The following is a 20638-nucleotide window of genomic DNA, read 5'->3' as shown; positions in this document are numbered from 1 at the left end:
CCCGTGGTCACGCGCCCGTGGTGAAGCTCCAGGAGTAGCCCGCGAACTGGTTCGGCGGGGTGGCGAGGTCCGTGACGCCGTCCGTGATCGTCACGGTGTAGGACGTGTCGGCCGCGAGCGTCACGCCCGGGTCGAGCACCCACTTGCCGCTCCTGGTGTTGTAGCGGACCGCGGCGGTGACCGCCGGACCGCCGCCGGTCGGCGTCAGCAGGAAGGTCTCCGGCGTCACGTTCGTCACCTCCTCGCTGAAGGTCGCCGTGATGTTCACCGTCCGGCTGATGCCCTTGGCGTCGGCCCACGGGGTGTGGTGGGTGAGCATCGGAGCCGTGGTGTCGCCCTCCGTGGCGGCGGTCGTGGTGAAGGTCCAGCTGGTCTCGGCGAGGGCGTTCCCGCCGTCGTCGGTGATGGCGCTGGTCAGCCTCGCGGTGTAGGTGGTGCCGGCGGTCAGGTCGGCCGCCGGGTCCAGGGTCCAGGTGTTGCCGCTGCCTTCGGTGACCGTGGCGGCTACGGCCGTCCCGCCGGCCGGCGTCAGCGTGAAGGTAGAGGTGCTCACGCCGGTCACGGCCTCGCTGAAGGTCGCCGTGACGCTGGTCGCCACGGGAACGGCGTCGCCCGTCGGGCTGGTGCCCGTCACCGTCGGCGCGGTCGTGTCACCGGCCGGTGCGGCGGTGCTGAAGGTCCAGCTCGTCTCGGTGAGCTGGTTGCCGTACCCGTCGGTGATGCCGTTGGTCAGCCTCGCGGTGTAGGTGGTGCCGGCGGTCAGGTCGGCCGCCGGGTCCAGGGTCCAGGTGTTGCCGCTGCCCTGGGCCACCGTGGCGGTCACGGCCGTCCCCCCGGTCGGCGTCAGCGTGAAGGTCGAGGTGCTCACCCCCTGCACGGCCTCGCTGAAGGTCGCCGTGACGCTGGTCGACAGCGGCACCGTGCTGCCCGCGGGGCTGGTGGCCGTCACCGTGGGCGCGGTGGTGTCGGCCGGAGCGGTGCCGGAGGGGAACATCGCGAAGTAGGGGAACTTCTTCTGGGTGCCGGCCTGGGTGAAGTCGCCCCCGACGTACAGACGGCTGCTGGAGCTGGCCATTGCCCAGACGCCGGGCCACACGGTGACGAAGTTCGCGGAGAACGGGCCGAGCACCGGCTTGGTGCCGCTCACGTCGAACTCGGCCACGAGCATCCGCGTCACCCCGCCGACGCTGACGAAGTGGCCGCCGACGTAGAGCCTGCCGTCGGGTGCGAGGGTCAGCGCCTGGGTGTCGCCGTTGAAGCCTCCGAGCCGGTAGATCGGGGTGCTGCTGTTCGTGTCCAGGATGTAGAGCCCTCCGGCGTTGCGTCCGGCGGTGTAGACCCGGTTGCGGGCGGCGTCGACCGTGAGGTCCCAGATGACGTTGCAGCCGCTGCACGCCATCGGCGGAGCCCACGCGTCCACGGTGTCGGACGACAGGGTGGCCGAGGCCAGGTAGTTGCGCGGCTGGCCGTTCACGGTGGTGAACTTGCCGCCGAAGAAGAGGCGCGTGCCGTTGGTGCCGAGCGAGTACACCTGCCCGTTGGTGCTGGCGGTGAACGTCGTGACCCGCTTGCCCGTGGTGGTGCTGACCGCGCCCAGGCCCCCCTGCGCCGCGCCGTTGTGCTTGGTGAACTGACCACCGAAGTACGCGGTGGTCCCTACGACGACGATGTCGCGCACGGTGCCGCCCACCGCGGGCTTGAACGTGTTGTCCACGGCACCCGTGGCGGCGTTCACCGCCGCCAGCTTCCGGTGGGTGGCACCGCCTACCGTGGTGAAGGCGCCGCCCAGCAGCAGGCGGGTGCCGTCGGACGTGAGCGCGAGCGCACGGACGTCCGCGTTGGCGCTGCCCCGCCACTTCAGGGCTCCGGTACCGGCGTCGAGCGCCGCGACCCCTCCGGTGAACGACCCACCCACGTACACCGTGCTCCCGCCGGCGACCACCGCGTGGACGCCGCCGTCGGGGACCCACGCCGGCCCGACGGGTTCGGTGCCGTACGCGGCCGAGGCGGCGGGTGCCAGACCCACGACGACGGCGGCGGCGGCCAGGACGACGACCGCAGCCCGCAGTCCGTTCCATGCGCGTCGCGCCGAGCCGCGCGGCGAAGCCCCGGTTCTCGCGAGTCGATCGGATTCACGCATCTGCCCCACCCCGCTGGTCGGCCGTCGGTCGTCGTCCTGCCGGCAGGCGACGAGGTTGCTGCAGGCTAGGAATGGCCGGGGCGCGGCACAAGGTCCATCGGCCCGAACAGCCCGAGAAACAGGGACCCTGCGGACCCGGGGCCCGCCTCGTTGCGATGAGTGCGTGCAGCGGGACGGAGCGTCGCCGTTCTCGACCACGGGGCGTCGTCGTCCCGGGGCGGTCCGGCACGGACCGCGCAGCCGACCGCCGTGCCGATCGGATCCGGCCGTGGCCGCCGGTGCCCGAGGTGACGGAACGCTCCTACAGTCCGCGGCACGTGCGCCATCCAGGTCGCACACGCGTGCCGGGCGTCGTAGCCGGCAACCTCCTGGGGTTCCCATGATCTCCACGTCCGGCCCGCGCCGTCCCCGCCGGCCGCAGCCCACGCGCCTCCTCGTCGCCCTGGCCGCCACGGTCGGCTTGCTGGCTCCGGCGGTCCCCGCCACCGCCGCGGTGGGGGAGCCGGTCACCTACCTCGGCCACACGTACTCGTCCACGGTGACCCGGCCCAGCGCGGACAAGCCGCAGAGCAAGCTCTGGTACCTCGACGGGGCGTGGTGGGCGCTCATGGTCGGCGCGGGCGGCAGTCAGGTGTACATCCACGAGCTGCTGCCCGACCACACCTGGCGCACCACCGGGACCCTCGTCGACAGCCGCCTGAACAGCTCCGGTGATGCCCTCTGGAGCGCGCGGGACGGCAGGTTGTACGTCGCCAGCCGGGTGAGCGGCGAGAACCTGAAGGTGGCGGCCTTCACCTACAGCTCGGCGACGCGGTCGTGGGCCGTGGCTCCCGGCTTCCCGGTCAGCGTGAACAGCGGCGGGGGGTCGGAGTCGGCGAGCATCGACCAGGACTCGCTCGGCAGGCTCTGGGTCACCTACACCCGGGGCTCCAGGGTGTGGGTCGCCCGATCGGATCCAGCGGGGGGCAACTGGACCGCCGGCTTCCTGCCGTCGGTGGTCGACACCTCGATCAAGTCCGACGACCTCTCCGCGGTCATCGCGTTCGGTTCGAGCGTCGGCGTCATGTACTCGGACCAGGTGACCGGCAGGTTCTGGTTCGCGATCCACGACGACGCCGATCCTGACGACGTCTGGCGTCTCGAGGACGCCACGGCGACCCTCAGCTCGGTCGACGACCACATCAACCTGAAGCAGCTCGTGGGCGACCCGCAGGGCCGCATCTTCGCCGCGGTCAAGACGGCGGCCAACGACGTGGCGGGCGCCCCCGCGAGCGCACCGCTGGTCGGGGTGCTGAGCCGGAGCGGGCCGTCGGACGGTCAGGGCACCTGGGCGTTCGCCACGGCCGGAACCATCGCCGACGACCACACGCGCCCGATCATCATGGTCGACGCCACGCACCAGGAGCTCTACTTCCTCGCGACGTCCCCCGGCAACGGCGGGGACATCGTCCACAAGAAGTCCCCGCTGTCGACCATCAGCTTCCCCACCGGCCGTGGGGCTCCGTTCGTGGACGCCAAGCCCGTCGTCAACAATGCCTCGGGGGCGAAGGAGCCGGTCACGGCGCAGACCGGCCTGGTCGTCCTCGCCGTGGCCGAGGGGCAGAAGCGGTACGTCCACGCCGAGATGGACCTCGGTGGCGGCGACGGCGGTGGGGGCGGTGGTGGCGACGTCGCACCGCCGACGGTCGGCACCTCGCCCTCGGCCGGCGCGACCGAGGTGGCGGTCGGCACCAGCGCGGTGGCCACGTTCAGCGAGGCGGTGCAGGGCGTGACGACGAGCACGTTCACGCTGACGACCGATGGTGGCTCCCCCGTCCCGGCGGCGCTCACCTCGGACCCTTCGGGCACGGCCTGGACCCTGGATCCGGCCTCCGACCTGGCAGCGGGTGCCGTCTACACCGTGACGCTGACCGGCGGACCCGATGCGATCCGCGACCTGGCGGGCAACGCGCTGGAGACCGAGAGCTCCTCCTTCACGACGGCGACGGCTGCCGAGCCCCCGGGTGACTCGGTCGAGCCGACGGTGACGGCCAAGACCCCGGCCCCAGGCGCGACGAGGTTCAGCCGCACCGGCAACGTCACGGTGACCTTCAGCGAACCGGTGCAGGACGTGACCACGGAGACCTTCGTGCTGAGGAACTCCGCCACCGGCGCCGTCGTCACCGCCGTCGTGAAGCGCAGCAAGGACACGAACAAGTACGTCCTGAACCCGAGCGCGACGCTGCCGGCGCGGACGAGTTTCACCGCCACGGTCGTCGGGGGAGCGAGCGGGGTGGCGGATCTGGCCGGCAACCGGCTGGCGGCGGACGTCGGCTGGAGTTTCACGACGAGGGCGTGACGCCGGGGCGCCGGTCGGCGTCAGCGGTCACCGATCGGAGGAGGTGGCGCACCGGGAGGGGAGCACGTGACGGCCGGTGAGCGCGACCTGGCGGTCGGAGTGCCGGGAGCGGTCGGACAGCCACTCGGCGAGGTGGTCGCCGGCGACGTACGTGATGCCTCCGGCCACCGCGAGGCGCTCGGGGAACGTCGCCCAGACCACGACGACGGCGCGCGGAGCGACGGAGCGGCGGCCGGTCGTGGAGACGGTGCGGCCGAGGGCGGCAGCCGCGGGTGCCAACGAGCAGTGCTGCCCCCGGGCGGTCCAGGCGGTCTCGGGGCGACCGCCAGGTGTGATGGTGGCCCCCTTGTGGTCGACCGTGACCACACCGCCCCACGCCCTGCTGTCCAGGAGGTACGCGCCCGTGGGGCCGATGACGAGGTGGTCGGCCTGGCCGCCGTCGGGCAGGCGGACGAGCCGCGTGACCTGCCACTCCGCACGGTCCAGCGACCGGAGGACCATCCCTGTCCGGCGCCGCCCTTCCGTCGTCGCTGCCCAGCTGTGCAGCTGCGCAGCGGCCACGGAGACGACGCGGAGGGCGTCGACGAGCTTGGCGCCCCCGGCGAGAAGGGCGGTGGTGGTCGCGGTAGTCCCCAGCGTCATGGCGTGGCCCATCCCGAACGGGCGGTTGTGACGACCTCGGACAAGGTAGTGGCACAGCCGGTGCCTGAACATGGGTTCGCTCCTCCGGGGCGACCGGGGACCCGCCGGTGGTCCGGCTGGTGCTGGCCGCGGCCGTCCGGGCGCCGGGTTCCTGCGCCGGTCCCCGTCACGTCCCGGGCGTCCACCTCGCTCCGCGCCGGCGGTCAGCCCCGCGTCCAGGCCAGGAGGTCGTCGGCCGTCCGCGTGTTGATGACGCGCTCGACCGGGACGCCGCACTCGACCGCCCGCTCGCATCCGTTGTGCTGCCAGTCCAGCTGGCCGGGCGCGTGCGCGTCGGTGTCGACGGCGAACTCGCAGCCGAGCTCCACCGCCAGGGTCAGCAGCCGCCGCGGCGGGTCCAGCCGCTCGGGGCGCGAGTTGATCTCGACCGCGGTGCCGAACTCGACGCAGGCCGAGAACACCGCCTCGGCGTCGAACTGGCTCTCCGGTCGCGGCTTCTGCGTGCCGTTCCGCTGCCTGCGGCCGATGACCAGCCGGCCGGTGCAGTGGCCGAGGACGTCGGTGTGCGGGTCGGCGACCGCGGCGAGCATCCGCTCGGTCATCTGCGCCTTGGGTGCTCGCAGCTCGGAGTGCACGCTGGCGACGACGACGTCGAGGCGGCCGAGCAGCTCGTCGGTCTGGTCCAGGGAGCCGTCGACGTTGATGTCGCACTCGATGCCGGTGAGGATCCGGAACGGGCCGAGCTCCTCGTTCAGCGCGGCGACGACGTCGAGCTGCTGCTCGAGGCGCGCGGGGCTCAGGCCGTTGGCGACGGTCAGCCGGGGGGAGTGGTCGGTCAGCGCCAGGTACTCGTGGCCCAGCGCGAGGGCGGCCTCGGCCATCTCGCGGATGGGGCTGCCGCCGTCGGACCAGTCGGAGTGCGCGTGCAGGTCGCCCCGGAGCGCGGCGCGGAAGGCGGCGACGTCCTCGGCCGCCGGCAGCTCCCCGGCGTAGGTCTCCTCGAGCCCGGCCAGGTACTCGGGCACCTCGCCGCGGTGCGCCTGGGCGATCGCCGTCGCCGTCTTCGGGCCGATGCCCTTGAGGTCCTTCAGCGTGCCCGTGCGGATGCGGCGGTCCAGCTCGGCATCGTCCAGGCCGTCGACGACCGCCGCGGCGGTGCGGTAGGCGCTCACCCGGTAGGTGGCCTCGCGGGCGCGCTCCAGGAGGAAGGCGATCCTCCGGAGCGCGGCCGCGGGCGGGAGCGGGGTGCTCAGCTGAACACCTTCAGGGCTCCCTTGCCGGTCTTCTTGCCTGCCGTGCGGGAGGCCTTCTTCTGCGCCTTGAGGGCGCGCTTGGTGGCCTTCTCGTAGTTCTTCTCCGTGACGTCGGCGGCGCGCTTGGCCGCGCGACGGGTGCGGTAGCCCACCGACGGCCTGCCCTCGGTGTCGACGGCGGCCAGCAGCAGCCCGCCGAGCAGACCAGTGTTCTTCACGAAGTTCGAGATCTGCCCGAACTTCTCCGTCGGGTCCTCGTGCTCCCAGAACCGGTGGCCGGACAGCGTGGTGGGCACGATCGAGGCCGACAGCACGATGGCGGTCAGCCGCGGGAACTTGTTCAGCGCGAACAGCGAACCGGCGGCGACCTTGATCGCGGCGTCGGCCTTCACCCACTGCTCGACGTCCTTGGGCAGCTCCACCGGGAGCTGCTTGTCGGCGGTCTGGGCGATCTTCTCGACCACGGGGCGCGCCCCCGCCACGCGGTCCTGCGGCTTGCGCAGGGTGCTGACCCCTCCGTAGATGAAGGGCGCGGCGAGCAGGGGCCGGGCGATCCGGCGAACCAGCATGGGGAACCTCTTTCCTCGGAGGGCCTGGGGGCAGTCGCTCGGTGCACTGCCCCGAAGATCCACCCGGCAATCACCCGGTCGGGGCCGGGTTCGCCGTCCCCGCTGCCCTCGCGCTGGGAAAGCGGCCGCGCGGCCCCGCTCCCGGCTACCGTGCCGCCATGTCGCTGCTCCCGGCGGTGCGCCAGGTCGTCGGCTCGCTGGTGCTCGCGGCCCTGGCGGCGGCGGTCGCCGGCGGGGTGTGGTCGGCGGCCACCGGCGAGGGCTTCCGGGTGCGCTTCGCGCTGTCGCTGATGGTGGTGGCGGGGCTGCTCGCGCTCGCCGGCGGCACGCTGGTCCCCCGCATGGCCACCGCCGAGCTCCACGCCTTTCTCGGCCGCGGTCCCGGCAACGAGGAGCCGGGTGACCAGGGCGAGGCGCTGACCCCGCTGGGCGTCTTCCTGTTCGTGGCGCTGCCGCTGTTCGCCGCCGGCCTGGTGGCCTACGGCAGCGGGTGACACCGGCTCACTGCAGCTCGACGAAGCGCTCCACGTCGCGGGGGCGCCCGGCGATCACCTGCCACCCGCGCCGGGCCGAGGCGGCCACCGCGCCGCCCACCGCCAGGCCGGCCAGCACGTCACCGGGGTAGTGCACCCGCGAGTAGCCGATGCCCAGGGCCAGCGGGGCGAGCGCGGCCCCGGCCCCGGGCGACTCCAGCGCCAGCCCGGTGACGAACGCCGCGGCCGAGCCCGGGTGCCCGCTGGGGAAGGACAGGCTGCCGGGCTCGCGGCGACGACCGGCCCACCCGGTCGGGGCACGTCCTCCCCCACCGTGGAGCGTCCTCCCTCACGGTGGGCGGTGAGGGGGGACGCTCGATGATCAGGTTCCCTGATCGTGGCCGGGGGTCAGCTCTTCTGGCGGGCGCGGTACGCGGCGACGGTCGACCGGCTGGCGCAGGTGTTGGAGCAGTAGCGGCGGCTGGCGTTGCGCGAGGTGTCGACGTAGACGTCGTCGCAGCCCTCGGCCGAGCACACGCCCAGGCGCTGCCAGCCGTGCTGCACCACCACCTGCGACAGGCCCATCGCCACCGTCGTCGTCAGCTGCTCGAGCGCCGGCGCGTCGGGGCCCGCGTAGTGCAGGTGCAGCTCGCCGTCGTGGTCGGTGGCGTAGGGCCGCGGGCGGGCCAGGGCGAGCAGCTCGTTGAGCCGGGTGAGGACGTCGTCCTGCGACTCCGCCAGCGCGACGGCGCGCACCAGCCGGGCGGTGACGGCGGCCTTCTCGACGTCGGCGGGCGTGAGGTCCAGCGACGTCCCCGTGGCGAACCACTCGTCGTGCGACGCCAGGAACCGCGCCACACCGTCGTCGGGCGCCAGGTCGGCGTTGGCCAGATCGATGGCCAGCTCGACCGCGGTCGACCCGTAGGTGTCGTAGTCCAATTGACTCCCTACCGTCGAGTCCCTAGTCTCGGGTCTGCGTAGGCGGTCAACGGTCCTTGACCGCCTACTGTTCCGTTCCCTGCAGTGCGAAACGAGTGCAAGCGTGCGTGCCTACCTCGCCGTCTGGCGGCTTCCCTCCGCCCCGGTCCTCCTCATCTCCGGCTTCGCGGGCCGGCTGCCGTCGGCCATGGTGCCGCTGGCGCTGCTGCTCATGGTGCAGCAGCAGACCGGCTCGTACGCGATCGCCGGTCTGGCGGCGGCCACGCTCGGCATCGCGTCGGCCGTGATGGCCCCGGTCCTGGGCCGGCTCGCCGACCGGCGGGGGCCGTGCCCGATCCTGCTGACCCAGTCGATGCTCTACCCCTTGCTGCTCGGGCTGCTGGTGGCGGTCACCCTCGGCGGTGCGCCGGACGTCGCCGTCATCGCGGCCTCGGCCCTGGCCGGCGCGAGCACGCCGCTGGTCTCGGGCACCGTCCGTGCCCTCTGGTCGCGCACCGACCCGCGCAGCCGCCCCGCCGCCTACGCCCTCGATGCCACCGCCACCGAGCTGGTCTTCGTGGTCGGCCCCACGCTGGTCGCCACGCTCGCGGTGCTCGCCCGGCCGGCCTGGGCGGTGGGGCTCGCGGGTGGGCTGGCCGTCGTCGGCGCGCTCGGCGTCGCCCGCGCCGCCCGGTCCTGGGTCCCCTCGCCCGCTCACTCGGCGGGGCTGTTGAGCACCGTGCTCACCCCTGGCATGCCCCGCGTCCTGGTCAGCGGATCGGGCCTGATGCTCGGCTTCGGCGCGCTCGAGGTGGCCATCCCGGCCTTCGCGGACTCCACCGGCAGCCCGGGGATGTCGGGGCTGCTGCTGGCGGTCTGGTCGCTGGGCTCGGTCGCCGGCGGGCTGTGGTTCGGCGCCCGGGTGGTGAGCGCGTCGCTGCCCCGGCAGTACCGCTGGCTGCTGTTCGGCGTCACCATCGGCCTCGCCCCGCTGGCCTGGGTGTCCAGCCCGTGGGCGCTGGGCGTGCTGCTCTTCCTCGGCGGGACGGCGATCGCGCCCACCCTGACCGTGCAGAACTCGCTGGTGGGGTCGCTGGCGCCGGTCCACGCCACCACCGAGGCGTTCACCTGGCTGTCCACGATCGCCGTGGGCGCCTCCGCGATCGGCGCGGCCCTCGGTGGCGCGCTGATCGAGACCTCCGCCGGGGTACCCGGGGCGCTGCTGCTTGCCTGCGCGGGAGCGGCCGCCGCCGTCGTCGTCACCCTCGTGCCCGGTCGCGGGCCCCGCGTGGCGGCTGTCCGCCGGGAACCGGTCGCCGCCTGATCGAGGTGCCGAGTGCGACGGGCTCGTGGTGATCGCCCGCCCGATGGCCACGGGCTCGGCGCACTCGGCCGTCCGCGGAGGGGGGTGTCGGCCCACCCCCGGGACGACCGGCCGCGGGGCGCTGGTAGTCTCTTTCCTCGGTGGTTCCGAGGCGACTCGAGCCCCGGGAGGCTTCGCCTAGTCCGGTCTATGGCGCCGCACTGCTAATGCGGTTTGGGTTAATCCCCATCCCGGGTTCAAATCCCGGAGCCTCCGCGCACGACAACTGAACACAGGCACCCGTAGCTCAACGGATAGAGCATCTGACTACGGATCAGAAGGTTAGGGGTTCGAATCCCTTCGGGTGCACGTCTGGTTGAGACACCGATCTGCCGCGCAGCCCCGACGGGGGCGGCGCGGCAGATTCGTTTTCCGGGGTGGTGCGGGTGCATCTGGTGCAGGGTCGGGCCGGTGCGCCGTCCCTGCAGCCGCGCCGTGGCCCGGCTGCACGTCGGGTGGCCCGGCTGAACCCGCTCCGCGCCCCCCGAGGTGCGCGTCGTGCGCCCTCAAGTCGTAATTGCTCGACTACTCTCGGTCAGCGTCCGTAGCGGCGCCCTCGCCAGCCCGGCCCGCCGGGTCGCAGCCGCCGTGCTCGACCCGATCCGAGGACCGACGTCATGAACAAGCGCAACCTGGCCGTCCTGGCCGCCATGACCGTGATCGGCGGCTCCGGACTCACCGGCGCCGCCCTCGCAGCTCCCCGCCCCCTGGCGTCGCAGACCCAGGCCGCCGCCGCGCTGCCCGCTCCGGCCGAGCTCACCGGCGAGGCCGTCGACCAGAGAGCCCTGCTCGACTGGTCCCACGTCGCCGGAGCTCGTGACTACCTCGTCATCGACGTCACCCGGAGCGACGCCGGGCGCGTGGTCGGCTCCACGAGCGGCACGTCCTGGACATCGCCGCGCCTGCCGCTGTCGACGCCGGCCTACTCCTTCGTGGTCGTGGCCCGCGACTCCGCCAAGAAGCAGGGTGCGCGCAGCCAGGCGGTGCAGGTCTTCCCGGGCGGGCAGCCGTCGACCCCCGCCACGATGCCCACGGAGCCGACGACGACGCCCACGGAGCCGACGACGACGCCCACGGAGCCGACGACGACGCCCACGGAGCCGACGACGACGCCCACGGAACCGACGACGACGCCCACCGAGCCGACGACGACGCCGGCGACGGAGCCGGAGCCGGAGCCGGAGCGGTCCGTCACCCATCCCACCCGCGTCTGGGGCTACGAGAACGCCACGAGCCTCCTCCCGGACCCGTGGGACGAGGTCCACTCCCTCCGACCCGACGCCCAGGGCGTCACCACGGAGAACCCGTACCCCGGCAGTCCCCGGACCGCCTTCTTCACCGTCCACCCCGGTGACACGGGCTGGAACGGCACCACGGGCACCCTGCGGTCCGAGGTGCGCGACTCCATCGCCGACTCCGGCGACGTGGAGCCCGGCGACGAGCAGTACTGGGCCTGGTCGACGTTCTTCCCGGCGGATTTCGACTGGGACGAGCGCGGCCAGTTCCTGATCTTCACCCAGTGGCACCAGACGGCGAACTCCGGCAACCCGAACGTCCACTTCTGGTCCGACGTCGACGAGAACCTCATGCTCGACGTCCGCGGCGGCACCGGCGGCCGGGTCGCCGGTGACGCGCAGTACGCCGAGACGTTCGACCTGGGCCTGATCGACAAGGGTGCCTGGAACGACCTCACGGTCCGCTTCGTGTGGTCCCCGGACCCGGCGACGGGCCTGATCGAGGTCTGGCACCAGGGCGAGAAGGTCCTGTCGGAGAACGTCGCCAACCTCTACGCCGACCAGTCGGTCTACATCAAGCAGGGAATCTACTCGGCGGCCGGCACCTCGCGGTCGCACCACCTGCAGCACGCACCGATCGGGTTCGGCCCCACCCTCGAGTCGGTCGCGTCGCTGAACGTGCTCCACCGGCCGGCGGGCTGATCGCCGACCGCAGGCGCCGACGGACCACCGGAGGGCTGGGCGCCGATCCGTCCGGAGACCGTGCCGGCGCCGGGCGCACGTGATCGAGCCACCGAGCGGCCCCGCACCCCGAGGGAGTGCGGGGCCGCTCGTCGTCCGGACCGTCCTCGCCCGCACCGTCGGCGCGGGGTCGGGTGCTCCCGCACCGCAGGTCCGAGCCGCTCCCTGATCAAGATCAGGGACGACCTCAGGGGTTTCCCTGATGTTCGGCCACCTCTCCTCCGGAAGTCTCTCCGCCGACGGGACGGGCCCCGATGGTCGGGCCGGCCCGATCCCCGACCGGCCAGCTGACGGGATGGGCGCACGCCCGCCTGACCAGCAGATTGACCTGCGGACACCCGCACACGGACAGGAGACGACGATGGATGGATCCCGCAACCTCGCGGGGCGGGTCGGCCGGTGGAGCGCGCGGCACCGGAAGACGGCGGTGCTCGGCTGGCTAGCCTTCGTGCTGGCGGCCGTCGCCGTGGGCGCGTTCGTGCCGCAGGCCCAGCTGACCTCGGCCGAGCAGACGATCGGCGCACCCGCCCGGGCGCAGCAGATCCTCGACGACAACGGCTGGGCGGAGCCGGCCTCGGAGATGGTCCTGGTGCAGCGCGAGGCCGGCGTCCCCGAGGCCGCCGCCACCGCCGCGCTCACCGACCTCGTCGACGAGCTGCGCGGGACGCCGGAGGTCGCCAACCTGGTCAGCCCGCTCGACGGCGCCCCGCTGGTCTCCGCCGACGGCCGCTCGGCGCTGGTCACCTTCGATCTCGCCGGCGACCCGGACGACGCCGCCGAGCAGATCGCGCCCGTGCAGGACGTGGTCGCCGCGGTGGCCGCAGAGCACGACGACGTCCGTGTGGAGCAGTTCGGCGGCACCAGCGCCGACCTCGCGCTCTCGGAGACCCTCGACGCCGACTTCCAGCGCGCGGAGCTCCTCTCCATCCCGATCACGCTCGCCGTGCTGCTGCTGACCTTCGGCGCGCTGGTCGCCGCCGTCCTCCCGCTGGTCTTCGCGCTGACGGCGTTCGTCGGCGCCCTCGGCCTGCTGAGCCTCACCAGCCAGATCTGGCACGTCGACCAGACTGCGCAGATCGTGATGCTGCTCATCGGCCTGGCCGTCGGCGTGGACTACTCGCTCTTCTACCTCAAGCGGGAACGCGAGGAGCGCGCCAAGGGCGCCGGTCCGGTGGACGCGCTCGACATCGCCGCCGCGACCTCCGGGCACTCGGTGCTCATCTCCGGCATCACCGTCATGGTGGCCATGGCCGGCATGTTCCTCACCGGGTTCTCGGTCTTCACCGGCGTCGCCTCGGCGACGATCCTGGTCGTCGCCTGCTCGGTGCTCGGCTCGCTGACCGTGCTGCCGGCGATGATGGCCTGGCTCGGCGACCGGGTGGAGAAGGGCCGGCTCCCGTTCGTGGGCCGCCGCACCGCCGACCGGCCGGGCCGCTTCTGGCCCGTGGTCCTCGGTGCGGTGCTGCGCCGGCCGCTCGTCGCCGCCCTGGTGGCCGGTGGTGCGCTGGTCGCACTCGCCGTCCCGGCGGTGTCGATGGACCTGCGCGCCGAGGGCGTCCAGGACCTGCCGCAGGACCTCCCGGTCATCCAGACCTACAACCGGATCACCGAGGCGTTCCCCGGCGGCCCGTCACCGGCCGAGGTGGTGATCGAGGCGCCCGACGTCGCCGCCCCGCAGGTGCAGGGCGCCATCGCCGAGCTGCGCGAGCGCGCCCTGGCCAGCGGGCAGATGAACGAGCCGATCGCCGTCGAGGCCAACGAGGCCGGCACCGTCGCCGTCGTCAGCGTGCCGCTGGTCGGCGACGGCGAGGAGGAGGCCTCCCGCGACGCCCTGGCGACGCTGGCCGACGAGCTGGTGCCGGCGACCGTGGGTTCGCTGGACGACGTGACCGCCGTCGTCAGCGGGGGCACCGCCTACTCGGTGGCGTTCGACGAGCTGATGGCCGAGCGCACGCCGTGGGTCTTCGGCTTCGTCCTGGTGCTGGCGTTCCTGCTGCTGCTGGTCTCGTTCCGCTCGGTCACCGTTGCGGTCACCGCGATCGTGCTGAACCTGCTGAGCGTCGCGGCCGCGTACGGCGTGATGGTGCTGGTCTTCGAGGAGGGCGTCGGCGCCGGTCTCATCGGCCTCGACGGCACCAGCGCGATCGTGAACTGGATCCCGCTGTTCCTGTTCGTCATCCTCTTCGGCCTGTCGATGGACTACCACGTCTTCATCCTCAGCCGGATCCGCGAGGCCCGGGACCGCGGACTCGCCACCCGGGACGCCGTCGCGCAGGGCATCACGTCCTCGGCCGGGGTGGTCACCAGCGCCGCCGTGATCATGGTGTTCGTCTTCCTGACCTTCGTGACCCTGTCGATGACGAGCATGAAGCAGATCGGGCTGGGGCTGGCGGTCGCGGTGCTGCTGGACGCCACCGTCGTCCGGGCGCTGTTGCTGCCCGCCGTGATGCAGCTGCTGGGGGAGCGCAACTGGTACCTCCCGCGCTGGCTCGCCTGGCTGCCGTCGGTGCGGCACGAGCCGGCCCCGGTGCCGGCCGCCGCCGTCGTCCCGGTGCCCCGCCGGGAGGTGGTGGACGAGCCGCTGGTGCTCTCCGGCGACTGAGCCACCCGCTCCGGGGGTCGAGCCCGCGGTCGAGGGGTCCGTCCGGGCCCGCGGACCGCGGGATCGACCCCCGGAGCCGTGTCCAGGGGCGACGGGCGGACTTTGCGATCGCGTGACAGACCGGCCGTTCGGATGGCGCCGTGCGATCCGGGGGGTACCGAGGAGAGCGGCCCCGTCCGCGGGAGCCGCCGTTGCCCCCTGCGCCGAGGAGTTCCGTGTCGCCCCGTCCCGTTCCCGCCGGCCTGCCGCTGCCCGGGGTGGAGGAGACGCCCGTCCGGCGCCGCCGGCGGGGGGGTGCGCTGCTGAAGCTTGTGCTGGCGGTCGTGCTGGGCGGGGCGCTGCTCGCCGGTTTCGCCGTGCCGGTCGTGGGTGGTGCCACGTTCGCGACCCGTACCGGCACGGAGCTGATGCGCCCGGTCGGTGACGAGCTGCTCGACCGCACACCGCCGGGCAACACCCGCGTGCTCGCCGCGGACGGCTCCCTCATCGCCGAGTTCTACCGGCGCAACCGCACGGTGGTGCCCAGCGAGGCGATCGCCCCGGTGATGAAGGACGCCCTCGTCGCCATCGAGGACAGCCGCTTCTTCTCCCACAGCGGCGTCGACGGCAAGGGGCTCGCCCGCGCCCTGCTGCGCAACCTGAGCGCCGGCGAGGTGGTCGAGGGCGGCTCCACCCTCACCCAGCAGCTGGTCAAGCAGATCCGGCTGCAGACGGCGACCAGCCCCGACGCGCGGCAGGCCGCCACCGACGAGAGCATCGGCCGCAAGCTGCGGGAGGCCCAGCTCGCCCTGGCGCTGGAGCAGGAGTACACCAAGGACGAGATCCTCAGCCGGTACCTGAACCGGGTCTACTTCGGCGCCGGTGCCTACGGCGTCGCCGCGGCGGCCGAGACCTACTTCGGCGTGACGCCGGACGCGCTGACGCTCGCCCAGGCGGCCACGCTCGCCGGCCTGGTGCAGAGCCCTGCGGAGTACGACCCGTTCGTCGCCATCGACCGGGCCACCGAGCGCCGCGACGTCGTCCTCGCGCGGATGGCCGAACTGGGTCTGGCCGACCAGGCCGCCGTCCAGGAAGCCCGCAGCGCCCCGGTCGTCCTGACGCCCGGGGAAGGGGCGCCGCGCGGCTGCCGCGAGGTGCGGCTCGGTGCGTTCTTCTGCGACTACGCGCTCAGCTACCTGACCGGAACCCTGGGCATCTCGCGCGAGCGGATCGACACCGGCGGCCTCACCGTCGAGACGACGCTGGACCCGGCGATGCAGCAGGCGGGGGACGCCGCCGTCCTGGGAGCCCTGGCCCGGGAGGACTCCCGCGCCGGCATCTACACCGCGGTCGAGCCCGGCACCGGCCGGGTGCTCGCCATGGCGGTGAACCGGATCTTCGGCGCCGCCGAGGGCGATCCGACGCAGACGACGGTCAACCTCAACGTCGTGGCCGGTCAGGGCACCGGGTCGACCTACAAGGTGTTCACCGCGGCCGCCGCCCTCGAGCAGGGCTTCGGGCTCGACCACGTCATCACCACGCCCGACCCGTACGTGTCGACGGTCTACCGCGACGGCGACGGGCCCTACGACGTCGAGAACGCCGGCCGCTACCGCCAGCGGCTGGACATGGAGCAGGCGCTCTACATGTCCTCGAACACCTACTTCCTGGCGCTGGAGGACCAGCTGGGCAGCGTGGAGGCGCCGGTGCGCATGGCGCAGCGGCTGGGGCTGGCCTCCCTGGACCCGGTCGCCGACCAGGTCATCGCGGAGAACCGCGGCTCGTTCACCTTCGGCGCCGAGGCGACCAGCCCACTGCACCTGGCGAATGCCTACGCGACCCTCGCCGCCGGGGGGACCCGCTGCGCGCCGACGCCGATCCACCGCGTCCTCGACCGCGATGGCCAGCCACTGCTCGGTGAGGACGGGCAGCCGCTCGGGGGCCCTCGGTGCGAGAGCGAGGTGGTGGCGCCGGGGCTGGCGCACACGATCACCCAGGCCCTGCGGAAGGACGTCGAGCCGGGGCATCCGGGCCAGACCGGCCGCCGCGCCTACGTCCCCGGGCACCAGATCGCCGGGAAGACCGGGACCACGCAGGACAACTTCTCCGTCACCTTCGTCGGGTACACCCCGCAGGTGGCGGCCAGCGTGATGGTCTACAACCCGGTGGAGAACCAGGACGTCGGCGGCTTCGGCGGCGGCATGCCGGCCCGGATCTGGCACGACGCCATGCAGCCGATCCTCAGCGCGCGGGAGCCGGTCCCCTTCCCGCCGGCCGATCCGTTCTACGTGGAGGGAACGCGGGAGACGGTGCCCGCCGGTTGCGTCGGCCGGTCCACCGACCGCTGCCGCGGCCTGCTGGGCTCACGCGACCTGGGCGCGACCGTGGTGGCCGTCGACAGCGGCCGCCCGCCGGGTGTCGTCGTCGGCGTCGACCCCGGTCCGGGGGCGATCCTCGACCGGAGCCAGCCGGTGACGGTGCTGGTCAGCAACGGCGCCTGGTGGGCCCCGCCTCCGCCGCCGCCTCCGCCGCCTCCGCCGCCTCCGCCGCCTCCGCCGCCTCCGCCGCCTGCGCCGGAGCCCCCTCCGCCGCCGCCTCCGCCTCCGCCGCCGCCGCCTCCGCCTCCGCCGCCGCCTCCGCCAGCGCCGGAGCCCCCGCCCCCGCCGGAGCCCCCGCCCCCGCCGGAGCCCCCGCCTGCGCCGGAGCCCCCGCCTGCGCCGGAGCCCCCGCCTGCGCCGGAACCCCCTTCGCCGCCGGCCGAGCCGGAGACGCCGCAGCCGCCTCCGCCGCCGTCGGAACCGCCCCCGCCGCCGTCGGAACCCGAGCCGCCGCAGCCACCGGCCGAGCCGGAGCCGCCGCAGCCGCCTCCGCCGCCGTCGGAACCCGAGCCGCCGCAGCCACCGGCCGAGCCGGAGCCGCCGCAGCCGCCCACGGAGCCGACGACGCCGCCGGACGCGGTGCGGTGAGCAGCGGTGCGGCGGAAAGGGGGCGGGGGGCCGGTCCTGGCGGTCTGGCCGCGTTGGTCGGTCTACCCAGCAGTGGGTAGCCACTGTTTTCCCGGCTTCCCCCGCCCGCCCCTACTGTGACCCAGGCCACAGACATCGTCAACCCGCGGCACGGGACCGTCCGGAACGATCAGCCGACGCGGCGCAGGACCTCCGGGCCCAGCTGGTCGACGGCGGTGTGCCCGGTCAGGCCCAGCGTGAGGTCGAACTCCCCGACGACGTCCTCGACGACCTGGCGCACACCCGCCTCGCCGGCCAGGGCCAGCCCCCACGCGAACGGCCGCCCGAGCAGCACGGCACGGGCACCCAGCGCGACGGCGGTGAAGACGTCGGCGCCGCTTCGGATGCCGCTGTCGAGCAGCACCGGCACACGGTCGTCCACCGCCGCCACGACGTCGGGCAGCGCGTCCAGCGCCGCGATCGACCGGTCGACCTGCCGCCCGCCGTGGGTGCTCACGACGACGCCGTCCATGCCCTCGTCCAGCGCGCGTCGCGCGTCGTCGGGGTGCAGCACGCCCTTGAGCAGGATCGGCAGCTTCGTGCGGGAGCGCAGCCAGGCCAGGTCGTCCCAGCTGATCGAGGGTCGCGAGTAGATGGCCAGGAAGGTCTCGACGGCCGCGCGGGGGAGCGGGGAGCGCAGGTTCTCCCGGAACGGGCCCGGCCAGGCGCGGGCCATCGTCACCAGTGCCCGCACCGCCGCGGGGGTGGGCCGGGGCTGCGGCTCGCGGGGGCCGGCAGCGGCCGCGCGCTCCTCGACCAGGCGCCGGAACACCGGGTCGGAGGTGTACTGGGCGATGCCCTTGCCCAGCGCGAAGGGGAGGTGGCCGAGGTCGAGGTCACGCGGGCGCCAGCCGAGCATCGTGGTGTCGAGGGTGACCACCAGGGCCTCGCAGCCGGCCGTCTCGGCGCGGTGGACCAGGCTCTCCACGAGCTCGTCGGAGGTCGACCAGTACAGCTGGAACCACCGCGGTGAGCCGTCCATCGCGGCCGCGCACTCCTCCATGGAGCGCGAGCCCTGGTTGGAGAACACCATCGGCACGCCGGTGGCGGCGGCGGCCCGCGCGACGGCCAGGTCGGCCTCCGGGTGCACCAGCTCCAGCGCCCCGACCGGCCCGAGCAGCAGCGGGGCGGGCAGTCGGCGTCCGAACAGTTCCACGGAGGTGTCCCGGGCGCTCGCGTCGCGCAGCACCCGGGGGACCACGGCCCACCGGTCGAAGGCGGCGCGGTTGGCGCGCTGGGTCGCCTCGTCGCCGGCGCCGCCCGCGACGTAGGCGTAGGCGCGGGCGTCCAGCGCCCGCTTCGCACGCTCCTGCAGCCGGCGGATGCCGACCGGCACCCGCGGGGAGCGGCCGTACACGCCGGCCCGGTACACCTCGTTCTGCCGCCGTCGGCCGGCACCTGCTTCGTCCACGCGGCCACCGTAGTGACCCGCCTCACGGGCGACGAGGCAGGGCCGGGCGCTCGACCCGGGCGGGGGTGGGATCGGCCGATTCCGGGCAGCGCGCGGGATGGATTCAGGGGGTTCTGCGGTTCCCCCGGACGGGTGATCGGCGGGTATCTCGCGACACGCCGCGCGACACGCGCGACACGCGCGTAACGGGCTAGCAACGAAGCGTCACTTCCGTCATCATCTGGAACTCGAGCGCATCGGAAAGGAGGGGGCAGGGCTGAACAGCGGTTTCGGGCAGATCGCCGGGCCGACGTGGACGACGTCGGCGCGGGTGGCCCGCGGTGCCCTCCCCGCCGGTGTGGTGACCGGCCTCCTCGTGGTCCTCCTCGGCATCGCCGTCTCCGGTGCCGCCCCGGCGCATGCGGTCGACGACCCCACCCGTCCCGACGCCCGGGTGACCCACGGCCCCAGCTGCCGCCCCGGCGGCATCGTGGTCGAGGTCGTCGCGGGCAACGCTCACTACAGCGTGGTCCTCGCCACCGTGCGGACGCCGTCCGGTGAGGACGAGGCAGTCCTGGAGCCCTTCGCGAGCGTGGTGCTGCGCACCGGCGACGTCGCTCCCGGCGAGACCATCGACCCGCGGCTGGTGTTCACCGCCCGCGACGGCTCGGGGCCGGCCTTCGTCGACGAACTGGCCGACTACACGCTCACCCGGCCCACGGTCGAGGACTGCGAGGCGGCCATGTCCCCGCCGCCCCCGCCGCCGGCGCCGCCCACCGCCAGGGTGGAGGCCGCCGAGCCGGCACCTCCGCCGTCGGCCGGATCGGGCACCGGCACGCCGCGCACCCCCGGCACGACGACGGCACCGGCCCCGACCACCGGCCGCGCCGGCGCACCGACGAGCCCCGAGCCCACCACCGGCGGTCGGGCGCCGCGCACCTCCGACGCCGCGGGGGCGGTCGTCCCGGCCGGATCCGTGGGTGGAGGCGCCCAGGTGCAGGCCGGCGGCACGGTCGTCCTGCGCGGCGCCGGCTTCATCCCCGGCGAGCGGGTGGACGTCCTGCTCCACGGCGGCGAGACCGTGCTGGCCAGCACCGCCGCGGACCCCGCCGGGGAGGTCCGTGTCGACGTGCGCATCCCCGAGACGGCCGCGGCAGGCCCCGCGACGCTCGACCTGGTCGGGGCCGACTCCGCGGTGGGCACGAGCGTCGCCCTGCAGGTCGCGGCCGCCGCCGAGGAGGCCGCGACCGCTCGCGGGGTCCTCTCGCTGGCGTCGCTGACCATCGCCGCCGTGGCGCTGGTGGCCACCGCCGCGGGGCTGGTCTCGGTCGCCGGGCGCCAGCACGCCGGCCGACGCGCCGTGGGTTCGGTCTCCGCGGGCTGAGGTCGGTTTCACCGTCGCCCGATCAGGGGACCCTGACCGAGTGCCACTGTCCGAGGACGCGCTCGCGCGCGGCGTCCCCCGGGATGCCGCCGCTCTTCCCGGAGCCGCTCCCCGCCCCGCCGAGACGTGGTTGCGCATCGTCCAGGTGCACGACCACATCACCCGGCGGGTCGACTCGGCGCTCCACCGCCACCACGACCTCTCCCTCACCGGCTTCGAGGCGCTGCGGCGCATCGCGGAGTCGCCGGGGGAACGGGCCTCGATGGGAGAGGTCGCCGAAGCCGTCGGCCTCTCCCGGCCCGGCGTCACCAGCACGATCAACCGCCTGGTCGCCCAGGGGCTGGTCATCCGGGAACGGGTGGACGGCGACCGCCGCCTGCTGCACGCCCGGCTCACCGCCGCCGGCCGCGCGCGGGTGACGGCGGCCTGCACCACGCACGACGAGCTCGTCGCCCACCTGCTGACCCTGCTCGGTGACGACGCCACCGTCGTCACCGACGCGCTCGCCCGGGTCTCGGCCGCCACGCGCACCCGCCGCTGACGCCCGCGCCGACCGCGGACGGGCAGGCGGCCGGTCCCGCGTACGGTGCCCCCATGGCTGTCCAG

Annotated in this window: 15 protein-coding genes and 2 tRNA genes; 10 read left to right on the top strand and 7 right to left on the bottom strand. The window is 74.1% G+C overall.

Translation table 11 applies throughout. The features are described 5' to 3' along the window. Positions 1–7 precede the first annotated feature (7 nt). Complete coding sequence (locus QOZ88_RS14160) at positions 8–2140, bottom strand: Ig-like domain-containing protein (RefSeq protein WP_306000387.1); 2133 nt, start codon at positions 2138–2140, stop codon at positions 8–10. A gap of 379 nt (positions 2141–2519) precedes the next feature. Here QOZ88_RS14160 and QOZ88_RS14155 point away from each other — a divergent pair, with 379 nt between their 5' ends. Next, positions 2520–4478 carry an Ig-like domain-containing protein gene (locus QOZ88_RS14155; RefSeq protein ID WP_306000386.1) on the top strand — a complete coding sequence of 653 codons (1959 nt, stop codon included), beginning with the start codon at positions 2520–2522 and terminating at the stop codon, positions 4476–4478. A 27-nt stretch (positions 4479–4505) separates the two neighbouring features. Here QOZ88_RS14155 and QOZ88_RS14150 read toward each other — a convergent pair whose 3' ends face one another. The 3 genes from QOZ88_RS14150 to QOZ88_RS14140 all read right to left on the bottom strand — a co-directional run bounded on the left by QOZ88_RS14150 (position 4506) and on the right by QOZ88_RS14140 (position 6942). Continuing rightward, positions 4506–5120 (bottom strand): nuclease-related domain-containing protein, encoded by a 615-nt coding sequence (locus QOZ88_RS14150; protein ID WP_306000385.1) that lies wholly within the window; start codon positions 5118–5120, stop codon positions 4506–4508. Positions 5121–5323: 203 nt separating this feature from the next. Further along, positions 5324–6373, bottom strand: coding sequence for a PHP domain-containing protein (locus tag QOZ88_RS14145; protein WP_306000458.1), 1050 nt, complete (start codon positions 6371–6373; stop codon positions 5324–5326). Further along, the gene (locus QOZ88_RS14140) at positions 6370–6942 is read right to left on the bottom strand and encodes a DoxX family protein (protein WP_306000384.1); all 573 of its coding nucleotides are present in this window, start codon (positions 6940–6942) and stop codon (positions 6370–6372) included. The genes QOZ88_RS14145 and QOZ88_RS14140 overlap by 4 nt, the downstream gene beginning before the upstream one ends. A gap of 158 nt (positions 6943–7100) precedes the next feature. On the opposite strand from QOZ88_RS14140, the gene QOZ88_RS14135 reads away from it, so the two are divergent. Further along, positions 7101–7436, top strand: a complete 336-nt coding sequence (locus QOZ88_RS14135) for a hypothetical protein (RefSeq protein ID WP_306000383.1) — start codon at positions 7101–7103, stop codon at positions 7434–7436. Positions 7437–7443: 7 nt separating this feature from the next. Here QOZ88_RS14135 and QOZ88_RS14130 read toward each other — a convergent pair whose 3' ends face one another. Continuing rightward, a complete protein-coding gene (locus QOZ88_RS14130; protein ID WP_306000457.1) occupies positions 7444–7692 on the bottom strand; it encodes a phosphatase PAP2 family protein in 249 nt (82 codons plus the stop codon). 131 nt (positions 7693–7823) lie between these two features. Further along, a complete protein-coding gene (locus QOZ88_RS14125; protein ID WP_306000382.1) occupies positions 7824–8354 on the bottom strand; it encodes a CGNR zinc finger domain-containing protein in 531 nt (176 codons plus the stop codon). Between the two features lie 103 nt (positions 8355–8457). Here QOZ88_RS14125 and QOZ88_RS14120 point away from each other — a divergent pair, with 103 nt between their 5' ends. The 6 genes from QOZ88_RS14120 (at position 8458) to QOZ88_RS14095 (ending at position 17219) form a co-directional block, all read left to right on the top strand. After that, a complete protein-coding gene (locus QOZ88_RS14120) occupies positions 8458–9657 on the top strand; it encodes an MFS transporter (protein ID WP_306000381.1) in 1200 nt (399 codons plus the stop codon). Between the two features lie 166 nt (positions 9658–9823). Beyond that, positions 9824–9912 (top strand) — tRNA-Ser (locus QOZ88_RS14115). A gap of 20 nt (positions 9913–9932) precedes the next feature. Next, a tRNA-Arg gene (locus tag QOZ88_RS14110) sits at positions 9933–10005 on the top strand. Positions 10006–10313: 308 nt separating this feature from the next. Beyond that, a complete protein-coding gene (locus QOZ88_RS14105; RefSeq protein ID WP_306000380.1) occupies positions 10314–11633 on the top strand; it encodes a heparin lyase I family protein in 1320 nt (439 codons plus the stop codon). Between the two features lie 400 nt (positions 11634–12033). After that, positions 12034–14274 (top strand): MMPL family transporter, encoded by a 2241-nt coding sequence (locus QOZ88_RS14100; protein WP_306000379.1) that lies wholly within the window; start codon positions 12034–12036, stop codon positions 14272–14274. A 215-nt stretch (positions 14275–14489) separates the two neighbouring features. Further along, the gene (locus QOZ88_RS14095) at positions 14490–17219 is read left to right on the top strand and encodes a transglycosylase domain-containing protein (protein WP_306000378.1); all 2730 of its coding nucleotides are present in this window, start codon (positions 14490–14492) and stop codon (positions 17217–17219) included. 169 nt (positions 17220–17388) lie between these two features. Here the strand turns inward: QOZ88_RS14095 and QOZ88_RS14090 are convergent, their stop codons facing one another. Further along, on the bottom strand, positions 17389–18669 hold the full coding sequence (locus QOZ88_RS14090) for an alpha-hydroxy-acid oxidizing protein (RefSeq protein ID WP_306000377.1): 1281 nt from the start codon (positions 18667–18669) through the stop codon (positions 17389–17391). 340 nt (positions 18670–19009) lie between these two features. On the opposite strand from QOZ88_RS14090, the gene QOZ88_RS14085 reads away from it, so the two are divergent. Next, positions 19010–20032, top strand: coding sequence for a hypothetical protein (locus QOZ88_RS14085; RefSeq protein ID WP_306000376.1), 1023 nt, complete (start codon positions 19010–19012; stop codon positions 20030–20032). Positions 20033–20072: 40 nt separating this feature from the next. After that, positions 20073–20573, top strand: a complete 501-nt coding sequence (locus QOZ88_RS14080; protein ID WP_091929226.1) for a MarR family winged helix-turn-helix transcriptional regulator — start codon at positions 20073–20075, stop codon at positions 20571–20573. Positions 20574–20638: the final 65 nt, after the last annotated feature.

This window comes from Blastococcus carthaginiensis (assembly GCF_030731085.1).
GTDB lineage: Bacteria > Actinomycetota > Actinomycetes > Mycobacteriales > Geodermatophilaceae > Blastococcus > Blastococcus carthaginiensis.
Note: the sequence above shows the minus strand (reverse complement) of the source record. Positions and strands in the feature narration are given on the sequence as shown.